This is a genomic window from Streptomyces sp. NPDC001137 (genome assembly GCF_040298885.1).
Classification (GTDB): domain Bacteria; phylum Actinomycetota; class Actinomycetes; order Streptomycetales; family Streptomycetaceae; genus Streptomyces.
Map to the genome: position 1 here is coordinate 117,025 of NZ_JBEPBA010000008.1, position 14,058 is coordinate 131,082.

The window sequence follows — 14,058 nt, forward strand, 5'->3', positions numbered from 1 at the left end:
ACGTCATGTGGTGGGGAGTGGCCGCGGCGCTGCTGGCGAACACCCTGTACAGCCTCGGTTTCGTCCTGGAGAAACGGGCGCTCACCGCGCTGCCCGAGGTGACGATCCGCAACCCCGCCAGGCTGCTGAGACTGGTGCTGGGCAGCCCCCTGTGGATCGGCGGTTCCCTCGCCCTCGCCTCCGGTTTCGGCGCGCAGCTCGTCGTGTACCGGACGCTGCCGATCGCCGCCGCCCAGGGCATCTTCGTCTCCGGTCTGGTGCTTCTCGTGCTGCTCTCCGCCCGGCTGCTGGGCGAGGAGACGACCGGGCGGGAACGGTATGCGCTCGGCGCGATCCTCGCCGCGCTGCTGATGGTCGTGCTCTCCCTCAAGCAGGGCTCGGACACGGTCAGCCGCAGCGCCCCGTACCAGCTGATCCTGCTGGTGTGCGTGCCGTCGCTGGCGGGCGGTGTGTGGCTGTACGGCGCCGCCGAGCGACGCACCCGCCACCGCCACCGCGCACCGACGACGGGTGTGGAGTACGGGGTGGCCGTCGGTCTGCTGTACGGGGTCAGCTCGCTCGCCATCAAGGGCGTGTCGAGCTACCTGACGTCGAGCGGGCTGGGCGGTGCGGTGGTCGACCTGCTCAGGTCCCCGTACCCGTATCTCCTCCTCTTCACCGGCGCGTTCGGTCTGGTGATGTCGCAGGCCGCGCTGCAACGCTGCCGGGCCTCGCTGATCGTGCCGGTGTGCACGACGGTGACCTGCCTCTACACGGCCGTACTCGGCACCCTCTCCTTCGGCGAGGCGCTCCCGCACGATCCGCTGCGGCTCGCCCTGCGTCTCGCGGGGACGGTCCTCGCCGTCTCCGTTCTGCTGGCCATGCCCAAACACGACCGGCCCGCACCTGGGACGCCTCCCCAACCCCCCATCGCCACCAAGGAGTTGACCCCTCCATGAAGCCCGACGACCCGCTGCTGCGGATCCTGGCCTGCCCCCTCGACAAGGGCCCGCTGCACCTCGTGAGGCCGGACGGCCCGACCGCCCCCGAGGCCCTGTACAACCCGCGCCTGCACCGCCGCTACCCGATCGTCGACGGCATCCCTCAGCTGCTGCCGTCGTCCGGGGAGCAGGTGTCGGACGACGAGCACGAGGCCTTGCTCAAGCGGATGGCCCAGTGACCGTGACCCCGCCCCGCACCCTGGCCGCCCGACTGGCCCCGCTCCTGCCCGTCCGTGTGGTGGCCGCCGCCGCCCGGGCGGTCTACCCGCGCTTCGAGCCCGAGCTGGCCCGGCTGTCCGACCTGTGCCCGCCCGGCTGCGGCACCGCCGTGGACGTCGGCGGCTGGTACGGCCCCTGGACCCGGCGCCTGGCCGGCCGCGCCCGCCAGGTGGTGACCGTCGAACCGGTCCCCCACCTGGCCCGCCTTCTCACCGACGGCGCCCCGCCGAACGTCCGTGTCGTCCAGGCCGCCGCCTCGGACCGCCCCGGCACCGCCCGGCTCTGGCTCCCGCCGGACGACGCGGGCGACCGGGGCGTGTCCTCGCTGGTCCGCCGCGACATCCATGCCCGGGCCCTGCACGTCCCCTGCGTCACCCTGGACGAACTCGGCCTGCGGGACGTCGGCTTCATCAAGATCGACGTGGACGGCAACGAGCTCGCGGTGCTGCGTGGCGCCACGGGGCTGCTGGCCCGGGACCGCCCGGCCCTCTTCGTCGAGCTGGAGTCCCGCATCCAGCCGATCGCACCGGTCGTCACCTATCTCTCGCTCCTGCGCTACGAGGGCTGGGTGCTGCCCGGCGACACCTGGATCCCGCTGTCCCGCTTCCCCTTGGAGGCCCATCAGGCAACCGTCTCGCACGTCGTCGCCCAGGGCCTGCTGGGCCGCGTCCTGCCGTTCCGCAGGCACCCCCGCTACGTCAACTCGGTCCTGTTCCTCCCGGACGGCCGCCGGCCCGGTGTCAGTGGCGTGAGCAACCATGGTGCCCATGCCCTCCGGAAAGCGCCCCGCCAGCCCGTTCACCCCCCTCGACTTCCAGCTGGTCCTGCTGCGCCGCATGGCCGACCACAACCCGGACCTGGTGGAGGACGCCCGTCGTGAGCTGGGCGTCTCCATCGCCGACATGAGGGAGGCCAACAAGCGCTGGCAGGCGATGCTGCACTCCCCGCGTTCCCGCGCGGCCGTCTCGCGCTACCGCTCGATTCTCGGCGCCCCCGAGTCGACGATGACCCGGAAGGTCGGCGACCTGGACTGCGAGGCCCTGCTCTGGCCCGTCCCCCTCTGGCCCGACCTGCGCTTCGAGGTCCTCCTGGCCCCGAACGGCGCCGTCTGGAACGAATGGCTGGTCCGCGCCCCGGGCACCCCCGGCCCCACCCTGCGCACCCTCGACGACCTCACCCCCTGGTCCTGCACGGTCGACGAGGCCGCCCGCGCCTTCGCCCCCGCCCGGCCCCTGGAGGGCACGGCACCCACGCGGTGGGGCCTGGCGTTCACGGCACCGGACGGGGAGGGGGTGCGGCGGGAGGTGGCCGCCGAGTTCACCTGGGGGTTGTTGCAGCGGGTGGCGGTCAGCGACCGGTCGCCGTCGCCAGAATCGCGTCCCTGACCCCCGCCACCGACCCCGGATGCAGATCCAGGAACAGATTCGGCTCGACCAGCTCCAGCTCCATCAGCCGCGGCTCCCCGTCCGCCCCGTCGACCACGTCCACGCGCGCGTACAGCAGCTCCGGCGCATCCGGTACGGCGGCCAACGCCCGCTCGGCCACGGCGAGTTCGGCCGGAGTGGGGGTCCACGGGACCAGGTCCGGGTGAGCCACCTTGTCGTCGTCGTAAGCCGTGCCCGGGGCCAGTACGGCGCCCTTGCGGCTGGCGTGCAGGAAGCGGCCGCCGCAGAACTGCAGGGCCCGCTCGCCGCTGACGTCGATGCCGGACAGATACGGCTGGACCATCGCGGTCAGACCCTCCTCGTGCATGCGCGCGAGGTGCCGTACGGCCGTGGCGTGGTCGTGCGGCGTGTAGCGGGCGGCGTACCGGGCGCCCGCGCCCGAGGTCGGCTTGATGACGTACTCGTGGTCGTCAGGGAGGCCGGGGGCGTCGCCCGGCGCGAGGTAGCGGGTGGGGACGACGGGCACTCCCGCCTCCGCGAGGTCCCCGAGGTAGCGCTTGTCGGTGTTCCAGCGCACGACCTCGGCCGGGTTGGCCAGCCGGGAGACCTGGGCGCACTTCTCCGCCCACGCCACGAATTCCTCCGCCCGCCAGCTGTAGTCCCAGGTCGACCGGATGACGACGAGGTCGAAGCCGCTCCAGTCGGTGCCGGGGTCGTCCCACGGGACGGCGACGGCCTCGGCTCCGGCATCCCGCAGCGCCCGCACCAGCACGGGCAGATCACGGTCCTTGCTGGGCTGCGCGCCGGGGTCGTAGGTGGCGAGTGCGACTCGGGGCACGGCGGACTCCAGTTCGTACGTCATACGGCGGTGCGTCGTCCCGCAGGCTAACCGTGGTCCCCGCAACCGAAGCAACCGGATTGACCTTCCCCTTCGGTGAAGCCCCAGCATCGGTGACAGGAACACGGGGAGGACTGCCGGATGCGCAGGGACATGCTCACGATCGGTGCCTTCGCGCGGGCCTGCCGGCTCTCGCCGAAGGCCCTTCGCCTCTACGACGAGCTGAAGCTCCTGCGCCCCGCCCGGGTCGACCCGCACACCGGCTACCGCTACTACGCCCTCGGGCAGCTGGAGCAGGCCCGGCTGGTGGCGTGGCTGCGGCGGCTGGGCATGCCGCTGGCCCGGATCCGGGAGGTGTGTGCCCTCGAACCGGCGGCCGCCGCCCGGGAGATCCGCGCGTACTGGGCGCGGGTGGAGGCCGAGACGGCGGTACGGCGGGATCTCGCCGCGTTCCTCGTGGACCACCTGACGGAACGGGAACAGCCGAGGAAGGACACCATCATGCTGGAGCTGCGGTACTTCGCCCACTCGGATCGCGGCCGGGTGCGGCCCGCCAACCAGGACACCGCGTACGCGGGCGGTCGGCTGCTCGCCGTGGCCGACGGGTTCGGGCCGGCCGGTGCGCCCGCGAGCAGCGCCGCCGTCGAGGCGCTCAGGCACCTGGACACTCAGGAGGTGCCGGCGGGCAGCGTGCTCGACCTCCTGGAGGACGCCGTGCAGGGCGCGACCGAGGCGGTCCGGGACGCGACGGACGACCCCGACGCGAACGGCACGACCCTGACGGCCCTGCTCTGGACGGGCTCCCGGCTCGCCCTCGTCCACATCGGCGACTCCCGCGTCTATCTGCTGCGCGACGGGGAGCTCTTCCGTATCACCCACGACCACACGGTGGTCCAGTCGCTGATCGACGAGGGCCGCCTGACCGAGGAGGAGGCCACCGCCCATCCGCAGCGCACCCTCCTCCTCAAGGCCCTCGGCACCGGCACCCCCGACCTGCGCCTGCACGACGCCGCCCCCGGCGACCGCTATCTGCTGTGCTCCGACGGTCTGCCCACCGTGCTCCCCGACACCCGCATACGGCAGCTCCTCGCCACCGGGGCCCCGGACGTGGCCGTAAGGGCCCTGGTGGACGCGGCGAACGAGGCCGGGGGCCCGGACAACGTGAGCTGCGTGGTGGCGGACGTGGTGCGGGAGGCCTCCTGATCGTCGCCGGCGGGGCGGCTGGTGTAGGAACGAGGGTGTCGTTCCTGCCCTTACGGATGGAGTGCCTCGCGTGTCCTCTCTCTTTCCCGCCCTTCGCAGGCCGAGCGAGCAGATGGCTCTGCGCTTCGGCGACCGGTCCCTGACGTACGCCGAACTCGCCGCCGCGACCGGCGCCCTGGCGGCGCGGCTCACGCCCGGCGGACGGGTCGCGATCTGGGCCACGCCGGCGCTGGAGACCGCCGTGGCCGTGGTGGCGGCGCTGCGGGCGGGAGCGGCGGCGGTGCCGCTCAACCCGAAGTCGGGCGAGAAGGAACTCGGGCACATCCTGTCCGACAGTGCGCCCAGCGTGGTGCTCGCGGCTCCCGGTGACGAACTGCCGGCACCCGTACGGGACTTGGAGCGCATCGATGTCGACGTGACCGGCCCCGCGGGCACCGCCCTCGCCCTCCTGATCGACGACGAGGCCCCCGCCCTGATCGTCTACACCTCCGGCACCACCGGCCCGCCCAAGGGTGCCGTCCTCCCCCGCCGGGCGATCGCCACCACGCTGGACGCACTCGCCGACGCCTGGCAGTGGACCGGTGACGACGTACTCGTGCACGGGCTGCCGCTGTTCCATGTGCACGGGCTGGTGCTGGGCATCCTGGGTCCGCTGAGGCGCGGCGGCTCCGTCCGTCACCTGGGGCGGTTCAGCACGGAGGGCGTGGCGCGCGAGCTGAACGAGGGCGCGACCATGTTGTTCGGCGTGCCGACGATGTACCACCGGATCGCGGAGGCGCTCTCCGAGGAGCCGGAGTTGGCGAAGGCCCTTGGCCGGGCGCGGCTGCTGGTCTCCGGTTCCGCCGCGCTCCCGGTCCACGACCACGAGCGCATCGCGGCCGCGACCGGACGACGGGTCGTCGAGCGGTACGGCATGACGGAGACCCTGATGAACACCAGCGTGCGGGCGGACGGCGAGCCGCGCGCGGGCACGGTGGGCGTGCCGCTGCCGGGTGTCGAGCTGCGGCTCGTGGAGGAGGACGGGACGGAGATCACGTCGTACGACGGCGAGACCGTGGGCGAGATCCAGGTGCGCGGCCCGAACCTGTTCACCGAGTACCTGAACCGGCCCGACGCCACGGCCGCCGCGCTCACCGCCGACGGGTTCTTCCGCACGGGCGACATGGCCGTCCGCGAGCCCGACGGGTACGTCCGCATCGTCGGGCGCAAGGCCACCGACCTGATCAAGAGCGGGGGTTACAAGATCGGGGCCGGGGAGATCGAGAACGCGCTCCTTGAACATGCCGGGGTGCGGGAGGCGGCGGTCACCGGGGAGCCGGATGCGGATCTGGGCGAGCGGATCGTGGCATGGGTGGTGCCGGTGGACCCCCAATCACCGCCGGGGGCAGAGGAGTTGGCGGACCACGTGGCGGGCCGCCTCGCCCCGCACAAGCGTCCCCGCGTGGTCCACTACCTGGAGAGCCTCCCCCGCAACGACATGGGGAAGATCATGAAGCGGGCACTGCACCGTGTCTGAGCCCCGCCTCTCCGCCCGCGAGATCCTCGCACTGGTCACCGACGCCTCGACCTTCGCCGAACTCCCGTACCCGGCAAGGGACTCCGGGCCGGACGGCCCCCTCGCCTGGCAGGGGTACGACGCCTCGCGCGCCCGCGCGGTCGAGCGCACCGGCGAGACGGAGTCGGTCGTGTGCGGCACCGCGAGCGTCGCGGGCACGGAGGCCGTACTGATCGCCTTCGAGTTCGGCTTCCTCGGCGGCTCGCTCGGCGAACGGACCGGCGACCGCCTGGAGGCCGCCTACGGTCACGCCCGTGCGCACCGCCTCCCGGTCGTTGTGCTGGTCGCCACGGGCGGCAGCCGTATGCAGGAGGGCATGCTCGCCCTCACCCAGCTCCAGCGCGTGGCCCGCCAGTCGGCACTCACCCGCGAGGCCGGCCTCCCGCAGATCGCCGTCCTCAGGGACCCCACGACCGGCGGGGGCTGGGCCACCCTCGGCGCGGGCGCGGACGTGATCCTCGCCCTGCCGGGAGCACAGGTGGGCTTCGCGGGGTCCCGGGTACGACCGCCGGACGCGGACCCGTCGGCTTATACGGCGGAGGCGCAGCTGGCGGCGGGGGCGGTGGATGCGGTGGCGCCTCCGGCGGAGCTGCGGGAGACGCTGGGATTGTGGCTACGGCTGCTGACCGCCGTAGCTGCGGGCAGTCGTGCCGCTGGGGCGGCTCCCGACCTGAAGACAGCGGCACCCCGCGAGCGCGGGCAAGCGAACCCGCCCACGGGCCCCGGCGTCGCCGAGCCCGCACCCGTCCCCGCCGCCCTCGGCACCAGCACCCTCCCCACCACCGGCTGGGACGCAGTCCACCGCGCCCGCTCCCCCCAACGCCCCCGCGCCCACGCCTACTTGGATGCCTACTTCACCCACCGCGCAGCGATCCACGGCGACCGCTGCGGCGGCACCGACACGACGGGCATCCTCTGCGGCTTCGGCGAACACGCGGGCCGCACCATCGCCTACGCCGCCCAGACCGGCACTCCCACCCGCCCGGCGGGCTACCGCACAGCCACCCGCCTGATCCGGCTCGCGGACCGCCTCGGCATCCCGGTGCTGACCCTGGTGGACACCCCGGGCGCGGCCAACGACGCGGAGGCGGAACGGCAGGGCGCGGGCGCCGCGATCGCGGAGCTGTTCGGCGCGGTGGCGGCCGCCCGTGTCCCGGTCACCACACTGGTGATCGGCGAGGGCGGCTCCGGGGGCGCGCTGGCACTGGCCGCGGCGGGCAACACCTGGGCCGCACCGGACAGTTACTTCTCGGTGATCGCCCCGGAGCTCGCGGCCGCGATCCTCAAACGGCCGGCGCAGGAGGTCGAGACGACGGCCGGCCAGCTGCGCATCCGGCCGCAGGACCTGGTGGAGCTGGGGGTGATCCGGGGCATCGTCGGACCCTGACCGGCACCCCCGCCCCCGCAGAACCCGGGACATCCCCAAGCACCTTCGGCAACAATGAAGTTCGGCGAGGTCACACAGCACACGGGGGAGCGAGCGGCGTCATGGACGGGTTGATGGAGTTCAGGACCGAGGACGGTGCCCGGGTCGTCGTGGAGGGCGTGCAGAGCGAGACCGGCGCCCGGCTCGTCTCCCGCGGCGGCAGCCCCGTCCAGGCCGCACGGACCTTCGAGGCCGCCCTGGACGGGGTGCGGGCAGCGGCCGAGTCGGCGCTCAGGGTGTTCCGGGACGGTTCGCTCAGGCCCGACACCGTGGAGCTCGAGTTCGGCGTGAAGCTCAGTGCGGAGACCGGCGCGGTCATAGCGAAGGGCGCCGCGGAGGGGCACCTGGTGGTCAAGCTCAGCTGGTCACCGCAGCCGTCCGGACCCGCTCCGCAGCCGACCCCCGCGGACACCGACCGCCCATGACCACGGCTGCCCGGCACGCCCGTATCGGATCCGGCTGAGGGTTCAGGACAAGGTCCAGGGATCCCGTGGCGGCGGACATAAACCGCAAAACGCCCATTCAGCTGCGCCCCGACCGGCCCCCCACAAAAGGCGCCACCCGCCTCCGGCACCGCACGATGCCATTGGGACCCGCTGCCCGGCGGCCCCACGGTCTGCGTTTTTCTGGAGGACCCTGCATGACCGCAAGTCTGGAGCAGTTGCGGCGCTGCCATTTCGCCGTTGACCTGGGGGCGGCCCGGACCCGTGTCTACGTCAGGGGCGTCGGCCTCGTCGTCGACCAGCCGTCCGTCGCCGCCGTGAACACCCGCAGCGGCGCCCTCATCGCCGTGGGTGACTTCGCCGAGCGGATGCGGGGCCGCACCCCGGGGCACATCCGCGTGGTGCGCCCCGTGTCCGGCGGCACCGTCGTCGACATCGAGATGGCGCAGCGCATGCTCCGGGGCCTGCTCGGCGACAGACTTCGCCGTGCCCTGCGCCGCAAGCCCTTCCTGCGCGCCGCGGCCTGCACCCCGCACGAGGCCGACCCGCTGGCCCGCCGGGCGGCCGTCGAGACGCTCGTCGGGCTCGGCGCACGGCGGGTGGAGCTCGTCGACACGCTGATCGCCGCCGCCGTGGGGTGCGGGCTGCCCGTGCAGCAGCCCGAGGCCACCATGATCATGGCCTGCGGGACCACGACCACCCAGGTGGCCGTGCTCTCGCTGGGCTCGACCGTGAGCTCCGAACGCATTCCCGTCGGCGGCGATGCCGTCGACCACGCGATCGTCCAACATCTGCGCCACCAGCACGAGTTGATGCTGCCCAGCCAGTCCGTTCGCCCGCTGCACCTCGCCCTCTCCGACATAGGGCTCACCGCCCAGGGCCCGAAGTCCACCGTGATCCGGGGGCGGGACGTGGTCACCGGCCTGGTCCGCTCGGTGCAGGTCGACACCGCCGCCGTGCGCGAGGCGATCGAGACCCCGCTGACCGCCGTGGTCGACGTCATCGGCCGGGTGCTGCGGGAGTGCCCGCCTGATCTGGTGGCCGACCTCGCCGACCGCGGGATCATGCTGGTGGGCGGCAGCGCGCTGCTGCCGGGGCTGGACGAGATGGTGCGGCAGGCCACCGGCATGCCGGTGCACATCGCCGAACGGCCCGACGTGTGTGCCGTACAGGGCCTGGGCTACATGCTGGAGGGCAGGATCGAGCCGCTGGTGCTCGGCCCGACCGTCATCTGAGCGCCGTCAGCCGGGCCGGCCCGGCGCCCCGTCAACGGGCGAACCAGCAGCGCACGGTGGTGCCGTCCGGACCGGTGTGCACGCGCACCAGGTCCGCGACGAGGTTGACCATGAGGAGCCCACGGCCGCCGTGCTGGTCACGCGGAACCGGCCGGCGGCCGGCCAGCGGGTCGGTCATGTGGCCCTTGTCCCGCACCTCGCACACCACGTAGCCGTCCTCGGCCCACACGCCGAGCTCGCCCGAACCGCCGCCGTGCACCACGCTGTTGGTGGCCAGCTCGGCGGTGGCCAGCGCCAGGTCCTGGACCCGGGCGGACGGCAGACCGAGGCGTACGGCCTCGTCGACGGCGAGGTGCCGGGCCTCGGAGAGGGAGTCCGCGTCGAAGCGGAAGGACAGGAGGGGCAGGGCGGGCGGCAGCGGCTCGTTGTAGCGGGCCACGACGTCCGCGGGGGCGAAGGCACCGCTGTCCTCGTGCCGCCGGGAGCCGGCCCGCAGGAGGGTGGGGTGGGTGGCGAAGGCGTCCGCGACGACCTGCGGGTCGAGGCGCCGGATGTCGTACGGGCACAGGATGGTCGCACTGCGGCCCCGGAAGGCCGCGTTGATCAGTGCCTCGTGCTGGACGCAGGCGGGGTATTCGGCGGGTGTACGGCCGGCCCAGATCGGTTCGCCGATGATGCTCACCCGGGTGCCGGGCGGCTGGGCGTCGGCGAAGGCGCGCAGCACCGCGGGGATGATCCGGCCGGGGTTGCGCCCGGCCTCCCGCATGTCCAGGAACCGCACGGCGCGGGCGTCGTCGCCCAGCGCGTCCCGGATCAGCCGGAGGCGTTCCCCGGGCACGGCCACGGCGACGGCTTCACCGGCCGCGAGGGCATCCCGGACGAAGGGGACGGTGCCCGCGAGGTACTCGTGCTCGTCGCGGTACAGGAGCGCCGGGTGCACGAAGGGGGCGAGGTCGGCGGGCATCACTGCCGACCACTCCCGTCGACGTGCATGCTCACCACCGCCTCTCCTGCCCCACCGGCTCCCTTGCTGTCAGCCCGCGTACCCCGAAGGACGGCAGTCATTCCCCCCGGAACCCGCGGGACGGTCCACGTGCGGCATCAGTACGGCAGGATCCGCCCCGACGGTGTCCTGCGGTCGATGGTGGTGTCACGGGGCGTGGGGGGCCTGCGGCTGACACGGACGCGGGTCTGACGGTTCATGACGCCCTCCTCGGACCGGCTGGCTGACGTGAACCAGCCTGGTCCGCGCGCCCTTTCGGCACATCGTGCCCACGGAGACACCTGCCATGCCTCCGCAGCACGACTCGGGGCAGAACTCGCTGCTCCCCGGGGAGGAGGACGACCCTTAGAGACCCATTGGCCCCCTATGTGCGAGCTGGTTTGAACCAGTCGGGGTCGGCCCAGCGTTCGCGTCCGGCCAGGTCCGGCCGGTAGCCGGGGTCCCGTTCCCGGCGCAGCCGGACGCTCCAGTGGAGTACCGCCTCGGGAGGTACGGGACGTGCCCGCCTGCCCACGAGGATCCATGCCGCGCCGTTGTGATGGACGGGGGCGTCGGCGAAGGCCTCGGTCACCGCGGTCGCCGCACCGTAGGCGCCCGGCCGGAAGTCCAGCTCGTCGCAGACACCGTCGGTGATCCACTTGAGGGGGACGGTGGAGAGCAGGGGCGCGTCAGGGGCGTGGTCGAAGGTGCCGCCGACATCGCAGTGCACCCCGGCGAACCACACCTCCTCCGCGGTGCTCGCGTCCGTGTCGGGAGCGGGGCTGCGCGGCCTGACGAGGAACTCCCGGTACGGGCGGCGCAGCTCGTCGAGGGACACGGCGTGCCGGATGCGGGCGGCGTTGGGCACGGAGTGGGTGTACGGCCAGCGCAGATTGCCCAGGCGCAGGAGGCCGGCCGCCTTCACGGTGTCCCAGACGCCCAGGTAGGCCACCGGCAGGGCATGGTGCGAGACCTGCCGGGGGTCGTTGCGCTTCACCTGCTCCCACAGCGGCTCGCCCTCCGTGCGCAGACAGAAGGCGTGCGAGAAGCGGGCGACCTCCTGCTCGCTCTTCTCGATGTCCTGGTTGAACGCGTACTTCGCCACCGCGTACGGCACGAGGTTCTCCGCGCCCGGCCGCATCAGCCCCGGTTTGTTGAGCATCCCGACCAGCGCACGGGCCGTGTAGGCGCCCCGGCTGAACCCGAAGACGTACACCGCGTCCCCCGGCTGCCAGTGGTTCATGAGGTACGTGTACGCCTCGGCGAGGTTGGCCTTCAGTCCCGTTCCGAAGGCGAGGCCGCCGAGCCGGGAGAGCCCGCGGCCCAGCGGTCCGCGCGCGGTGGCCGCCGACATGGTGCCGACCCCGGGGTCGTAGTAGAGCAGCTGCCTGGAGGGGTCGCCCGTCTCCAGCATCTCGTAGAACCTCACCACGTTCGTGGGGTTGCGGGCGCCCACCTGGTTGCCCGAGCCGTCCAGGCAGAGGACGATCCTGCGCGGCATGACCACGGCCCGCCTAACCGGCCCGGCGGGTGCTGCCGCGCGCGCCGCGGGTCCGCGGCCGGGCGGCCGCGGTGCGCGCTCCGGGCGCGATCTGCTGCTGGAACGCCTCCAGGGCCATCGGGCTGTCCGCCGGGAGCACGGCCATGACACGGCGCCGCTGCGCCTTGGCCACGACGTCCCCTGCGGGTGTGCCGTGCCGGGCGTGGATGATGCGCACCCGTCCGTCGCCGGAGCCGCGCGGGGCCACGGGGGCGACGCCCGCGTGGGTGCCGTCGGGCAGGGTCACCCACAGGTTGAAGTCGTCGTACCGGATGTAGTCGGCACCCTTGATCGGCCAGGGGTAGTGGTGCTCCCCGGCGGCCTTGGGCAGGATCCCCTGATGGTGCCCGCGGGTCAGCGGCACACACGCGTTGAACAGCGAGTCGGTCCAGGCCGCGACACCATCGGCGTCCGTGATCGGGGTTTCCAGCAGCTTGCGGGCGCGCTTGTAGCCGAGGGCCTCCAGCGCGGGAAGGGTCTCGGGGAAGGCGGCGACGAGGTCGGCGGCCTCCTGCCGCAGCCGGTCGACCTTCGCAGGGTCGGCGCAGAACTGCATGCTCCACTCGATGCCGACCCGGGCCCGGAACATCCGCCAGCCGGCCTCCGTCTTCACCCAGAGGCTGCCGCCGTGGTGCATCTCGTATGGGCCCGGCCCGTACGGCCGCTCGGTCTTCCCCAGCTCCTGAAGGATCTTGTTCACGGCCGTCTTCGCGGCGCGGAACTCGGCGGACTCGGTGCGTTCCTGGTGCTTGACGAGCTGTATCTCCCAGGGGTGGTCCTCCCGTTCGGTCTTGCCGAAGGTGAGGGAGGGAGGGGTCTTCGTCGCCGTAGCGGATCGGTGGTCGGCCATGACGGCCTCCTTCTGTCGACCTGTCGACACTCCTCTTCTCATCGTCCTCCCAGGGCTCATTTCTCGCTCTGCGTAACACCTGGACCGTTCAACGACTAACAGCTGACCGTTCAACGATCGTTTTTTGGCCGATAAACGATCGTTGAGAGACGCGGGTGCGCCCCTAGGCTGCGGGCATGGTGGAGTCAGCCACACACCTTCCCGAGACGCTCCGCCGTCTCGACGCGCTCGCCGAGGAGCAGGGCCTGCCCCGTTCGGCCCTGCTCGACCCGCGGGAGCTGGCGGCCAGGACGGCTCTGCCCGAGCGCACCGTACGCACGCTGCTCAAGGGCGGCACCGCTCCGCCCGACAAGGTCAACGACCGTGTCTGCGCCCGCATCAGGACCCTCGCGGACGCCCATCTGGCGCGTACCGGCTGCCGTATGTCGGACCTCGCCGCCGACATCCGCGAACGCCTGGGCGTCTCCGACTACTGGGCGCGCCAGGTGTGTGCCGGCAGGAAGGTGCCCAGCGTCGAGTTCCTGCACGGCCTGGTGGAGTTCTTCGGCGTCGAGGGAGGCGAGGCGTTCTTCACCGCGCCCGCCGCCGACGCCCTCGACCGCGTACTGGTGGCCGTACTGAGGGAGTTCGAGCAACCTGCGGAACAGCGGGACCCCATACTGGCCCTGATGGACCGTTACGGACTGAAGGCCGCCGATCTGCGGCGCCACGGCGCGATGACAGCCGAGCAGCTGGACCGTCTCCTGGAGGGCGTCATCAGGTCGGCCGTCCCGCAGCGGACAGGCGAGGGGGGCGGCGTCCGATGAGCACCAGGGCGATGAAGTCGCTCCTCGCCGAGCTGGGCCGGGAGGCGGCGAAGTCCATCGCACGTCCGGCCGAACCGCGGGCCGTGATGGAGGAGTTCTGCCGGGCCATGAGCGTCCGCGTCGGACGGCCCATCCAGCTGCTGTTCCGGGCGTTCCCCCCGGACATCCCGGTGTCGGGCATGCGTGTGGACTACGGGGACCGCTCCCTCATCGTGGTGGAGGAGTGCACCGTCCCCGAGGCCCAACTGGTCATCTTCGGCCACGAGTTGTGGCACGAGGAGCAGGGCACCTGCGGCGACCACGCCATCGGCCCGGCGGCCGCCCGCGCGCTCGGCGGTCCGCCCGGGGCACTGGCGCGGGCCGCGCAGCAGGTCCTCGCCTCCGAGGAGGGCCCCCGCGAGGTCTGCCGTGCGGTGACGGCCCGGTCCGCCTCCGCCGATCACCACGAGGTGGACGCGGAGACCTTCGGTCTGCTCTTCGCCCGCGAGGTCCGCACCTGGATGAAGGGCCGCTACGCACAGGGCCCGGTGACACCGGCCACCGTGGAGGGCCGTATCAACCTGTCGCTGGGCCACCGCGGCGGTCGCATCCTCTGA

Annotated in this window: 15 protein-coding genes; 11 read left to right on the plus strand and 4 right to left on the minus strand. The window is 72.9% G+C overall.

Going from position 1 to position 14,058, the window contains the following annotated elements; all coding sequences use genetic code 11:
* The first annotated feature begins 17 nt into the window (after positions 1-17).
* The 4 genes from ABT254_RS17895 to ABT254_RS17910 are packed head-to-tail and all read left to right on the plus strand — an operon-like array spanning position 18 to position 2,584.
* A complete protein-coding gene (locus ABT254_RS17895) occupies positions 18-938 on the plus strand; it encodes a hypothetical protein (protein WP_351471093.1) in 921 nt (306 codons plus the stop codon).
* Entirely contained in the window at positions 935-1,159 is a 225-nt protein-coding gene (locus ABT254_RS17900) for a Trm112 family protein (protein WP_351470455.1), read from the plus strand. The genes ABT254_RS17895 and ABT254_RS17900 overlap by 4 nt, the downstream gene beginning before the upstream one ends.
* 2 nt (positions 1,160-1,161) lie before the next feature.
* Positions 1,162-2,079 (plus strand): FkbM family methyltransferase, encoded by a 918-nt coding sequence (locus ABT254_RS17905; RefSeq protein WP_351471096.1) that lies wholly within the window; start codon positions 1,162-1,164, stop codon positions 2,077-2,079.
* A complete protein-coding gene (locus ABT254_RS17910; protein WP_351470458.1) occupies positions 1,967-2,584 on the plus strand; it encodes a hypothetical protein in 618 nt (205 codons plus the stop codon). Before ABT254_RS17905 ends, ABT254_RS17910 begins: the two co-directional genes overlap by 113 nt.
* Here ABT254_RS17910 and ABT254_RS17915 read toward each other — a convergent pair.
* A complete protein-coding gene (locus tag ABT254_RS17915) occupies positions 2,547-3,422 on the minus strand; it encodes an ATP-grasp domain-containing protein (RefSeq protein ID WP_351471099.1) in 876 nt (291 codons plus the stop codon). The genes ABT254_RS17910 and ABT254_RS17915 overlap by 38 nt on opposite strands.
* Positions 3,423-3,563: 141 nt before the next feature.
* Between ABT254_RS17915 and ABT254_RS17920 the strand changes: the two genes are divergently transcribed.
* The 5 genes from ABT254_RS17920 (at position 3,564) to ABT254_RS17940 (ending at position 9,284) form a co-directional block, all read left to right on the plus strand.
* A complete protein-coding gene (locus ABT254_RS17920) occupies positions 3,564-4,625 on the plus strand; it encodes a MerR family transcriptional regulator (RefSeq protein WP_351470461.1) in 1,062 nt (353 codons plus the stop codon).
* A gap of 70 nt (positions 4,626-4,695) precedes the next feature.
* Entirely contained in the window at positions 4,696-6,141 is a 1,446-nt protein-coding gene (locus tag ABT254_RS17925) for an acyl-CoA synthetase (protein WP_351470464.1), read from the plus strand.
* Entirely contained in the window at positions 6,134-7,567 is a 1,434-nt protein-coding gene (locus ABT254_RS17930) for a carboxyl transferase domain-containing protein (protein WP_351470467.1), read from the plus strand. The genes ABT254_RS17925 and ABT254_RS17930 overlap by 8 nt, the downstream gene beginning before the upstream one ends.
* A gap of 101 nt (positions 7,568-7,668) precedes the next feature.
* Positions 7,669-8,031 (plus strand): CU044_2847 family protein, encoded by a 363-nt coding sequence (locus ABT254_RS17935; RefSeq protein WP_351470470.1) that lies wholly within the window; start codon positions 7,669-7,671, stop codon positions 8,029-8,031.
* 215 nt (positions 8,032-8,246) lie between these two features.
* Complete coding sequence (locus ABT254_RS17940; protein ID WP_351470473.1) at positions 8,247-9,284, plus strand: rod shape-determining protein; 1,038 nt, start codon at positions 8,247-8,249, stop codon at positions 9,282-9,284.
* Positions 9,285-9,315: 31 nt separating this feature from the next.
* On the opposite strand, the gene ABT254_RS17945 is transcribed toward ABT254_RS17940, so the two are convergent.
* From ABT254_RS17945 to ABT254_RS17955, 3 genes are all read right to left on the minus strand, one after another.
* Entirely contained in the window at positions 9,316-10,248 is a 933-nt protein-coding gene (locus tag ABT254_RS17945; RefSeq protein WP_351470476.1) for an anti-sigma factor RsbA family regulatory protein, read from the minus strand.
* 403 nt (positions 10,249-10,651) lie between these two features.
* Positions 10,652-11,767 carry a T6SS phospholipase effector Tle1-like catalytic domain-containing protein gene (locus ABT254_RS17950; protein WP_351470479.1) on the minus strand — a complete coding sequence of 372 codons (1,116 nt, stop codon included), beginning with the start codon at positions 11,765-11,767 and terminating at the stop codon, positions 10,652-10,654.
* 13 nt (positions 11,768-11,780) lie between these two features.
* Positions 11,781-12,656, minus strand: a complete 876-nt coding sequence (locus ABT254_RS17955) for a DUF6424 family protein (RefSeq protein ID WP_351470482.1) — start codon at positions 12,654-12,656, stop codon at positions 11,781-11,783.
* 176 nt (positions 12,657-12,832) lie between these two features.
* On the opposite strand from ABT254_RS17955, the gene ABT254_RS17960 reads away from it, so the two are divergent.
* Positions 12,833-13,462, plus strand: coding sequence for a calponin homology domain-containing protein (locus tag ABT254_RS17960; RefSeq protein WP_351470485.1), 630 nt, complete (start codon positions 12,833-12,835; stop codon positions 13,460-13,462).
* On the plus strand, positions 13,459-14,058 hold the full coding sequence (locus ABT254_RS17965; protein WP_351470488.1) for a toxin: 600 nt from the start codon (positions 13,459-13,461) through the stop codon (positions 14,056-14,058). The genes ABT254_RS17960 and ABT254_RS17965 overlap by 4 nt, the downstream gene beginning before the upstream one ends.

Bases quoted from the DNA above. Each gene is read 5' to 3' on its own strand.
- ABT254_RS17900 (WP_351470455.1), top strand. From the start codon at position 935: ATGAAGCCCGACGACCCGCTGCTGCGGATCCTGGCCTGCCCCCTCGAC.
- ABT254_RS17910 (WP_351470458.1), top strand. From the start codon at position 1,967: ATGCCCTCCGGAAAGCGCCCCGCCAGCCCGTTCACCCCCCTCGACTTC.
- ABT254_RS17920 (WP_351470461.1), top strand. From the start codon at position 3,564: ATGCGCAGGGACATGCTCACGATCGGTGCCTTCGCGCGGGCCTGCCGG.
- ABT254_RS17935 (WP_351470470.1), top strand. From the start codon at position 7,669: ATGGACGGGTTGATGGAGTTCAGGACCGAGGACGGTGCCCGGGTCGTC.
- ABT254_RS17940 (WP_351470473.1), top strand. From the start codon at position 8,247: ATGACCGCAAGTCTGGAGCAGTTGCGGCGCTGCCATTTCGCCGTTGAC.
- ABT254_RS17945 (WP_351470476.1), bottom strand. From the start codon at position 10,248: ATGCCCGCCGACCTCGCCCCCTTCGTGCACCCGGCGCTCCTGTACCGC.
- ABT254_RS17950 (WP_351470479.1), bottom strand. From the start codon at position 11,767: ATGCCGCGCAGGATCGTCCTCTGCCTGGACGGCTCGGGCAACCAGGTG.
- ABT254_RS17955 (WP_351470482.1), bottom strand. From the start codon at position 12,656: ATGGCCGACCACCGATCCGCTACGGCGACGAAGACCCCTCCCTCCCTC.
- ABT254_RS17960 (WP_351470485.1), top strand. From the start codon at position 12,833: ATGGTGGAGTCAGCCACACACCTTCCCGAGACGCTCCGCCGTCTCGAC.
- ABT254_RS17965 (WP_351470488.1), top strand. From the start codon at position 13,459: ATGAGCACCAGGGCGATGAAGTCGCTCCTCGCCGAGCTGGGCCGGGAG.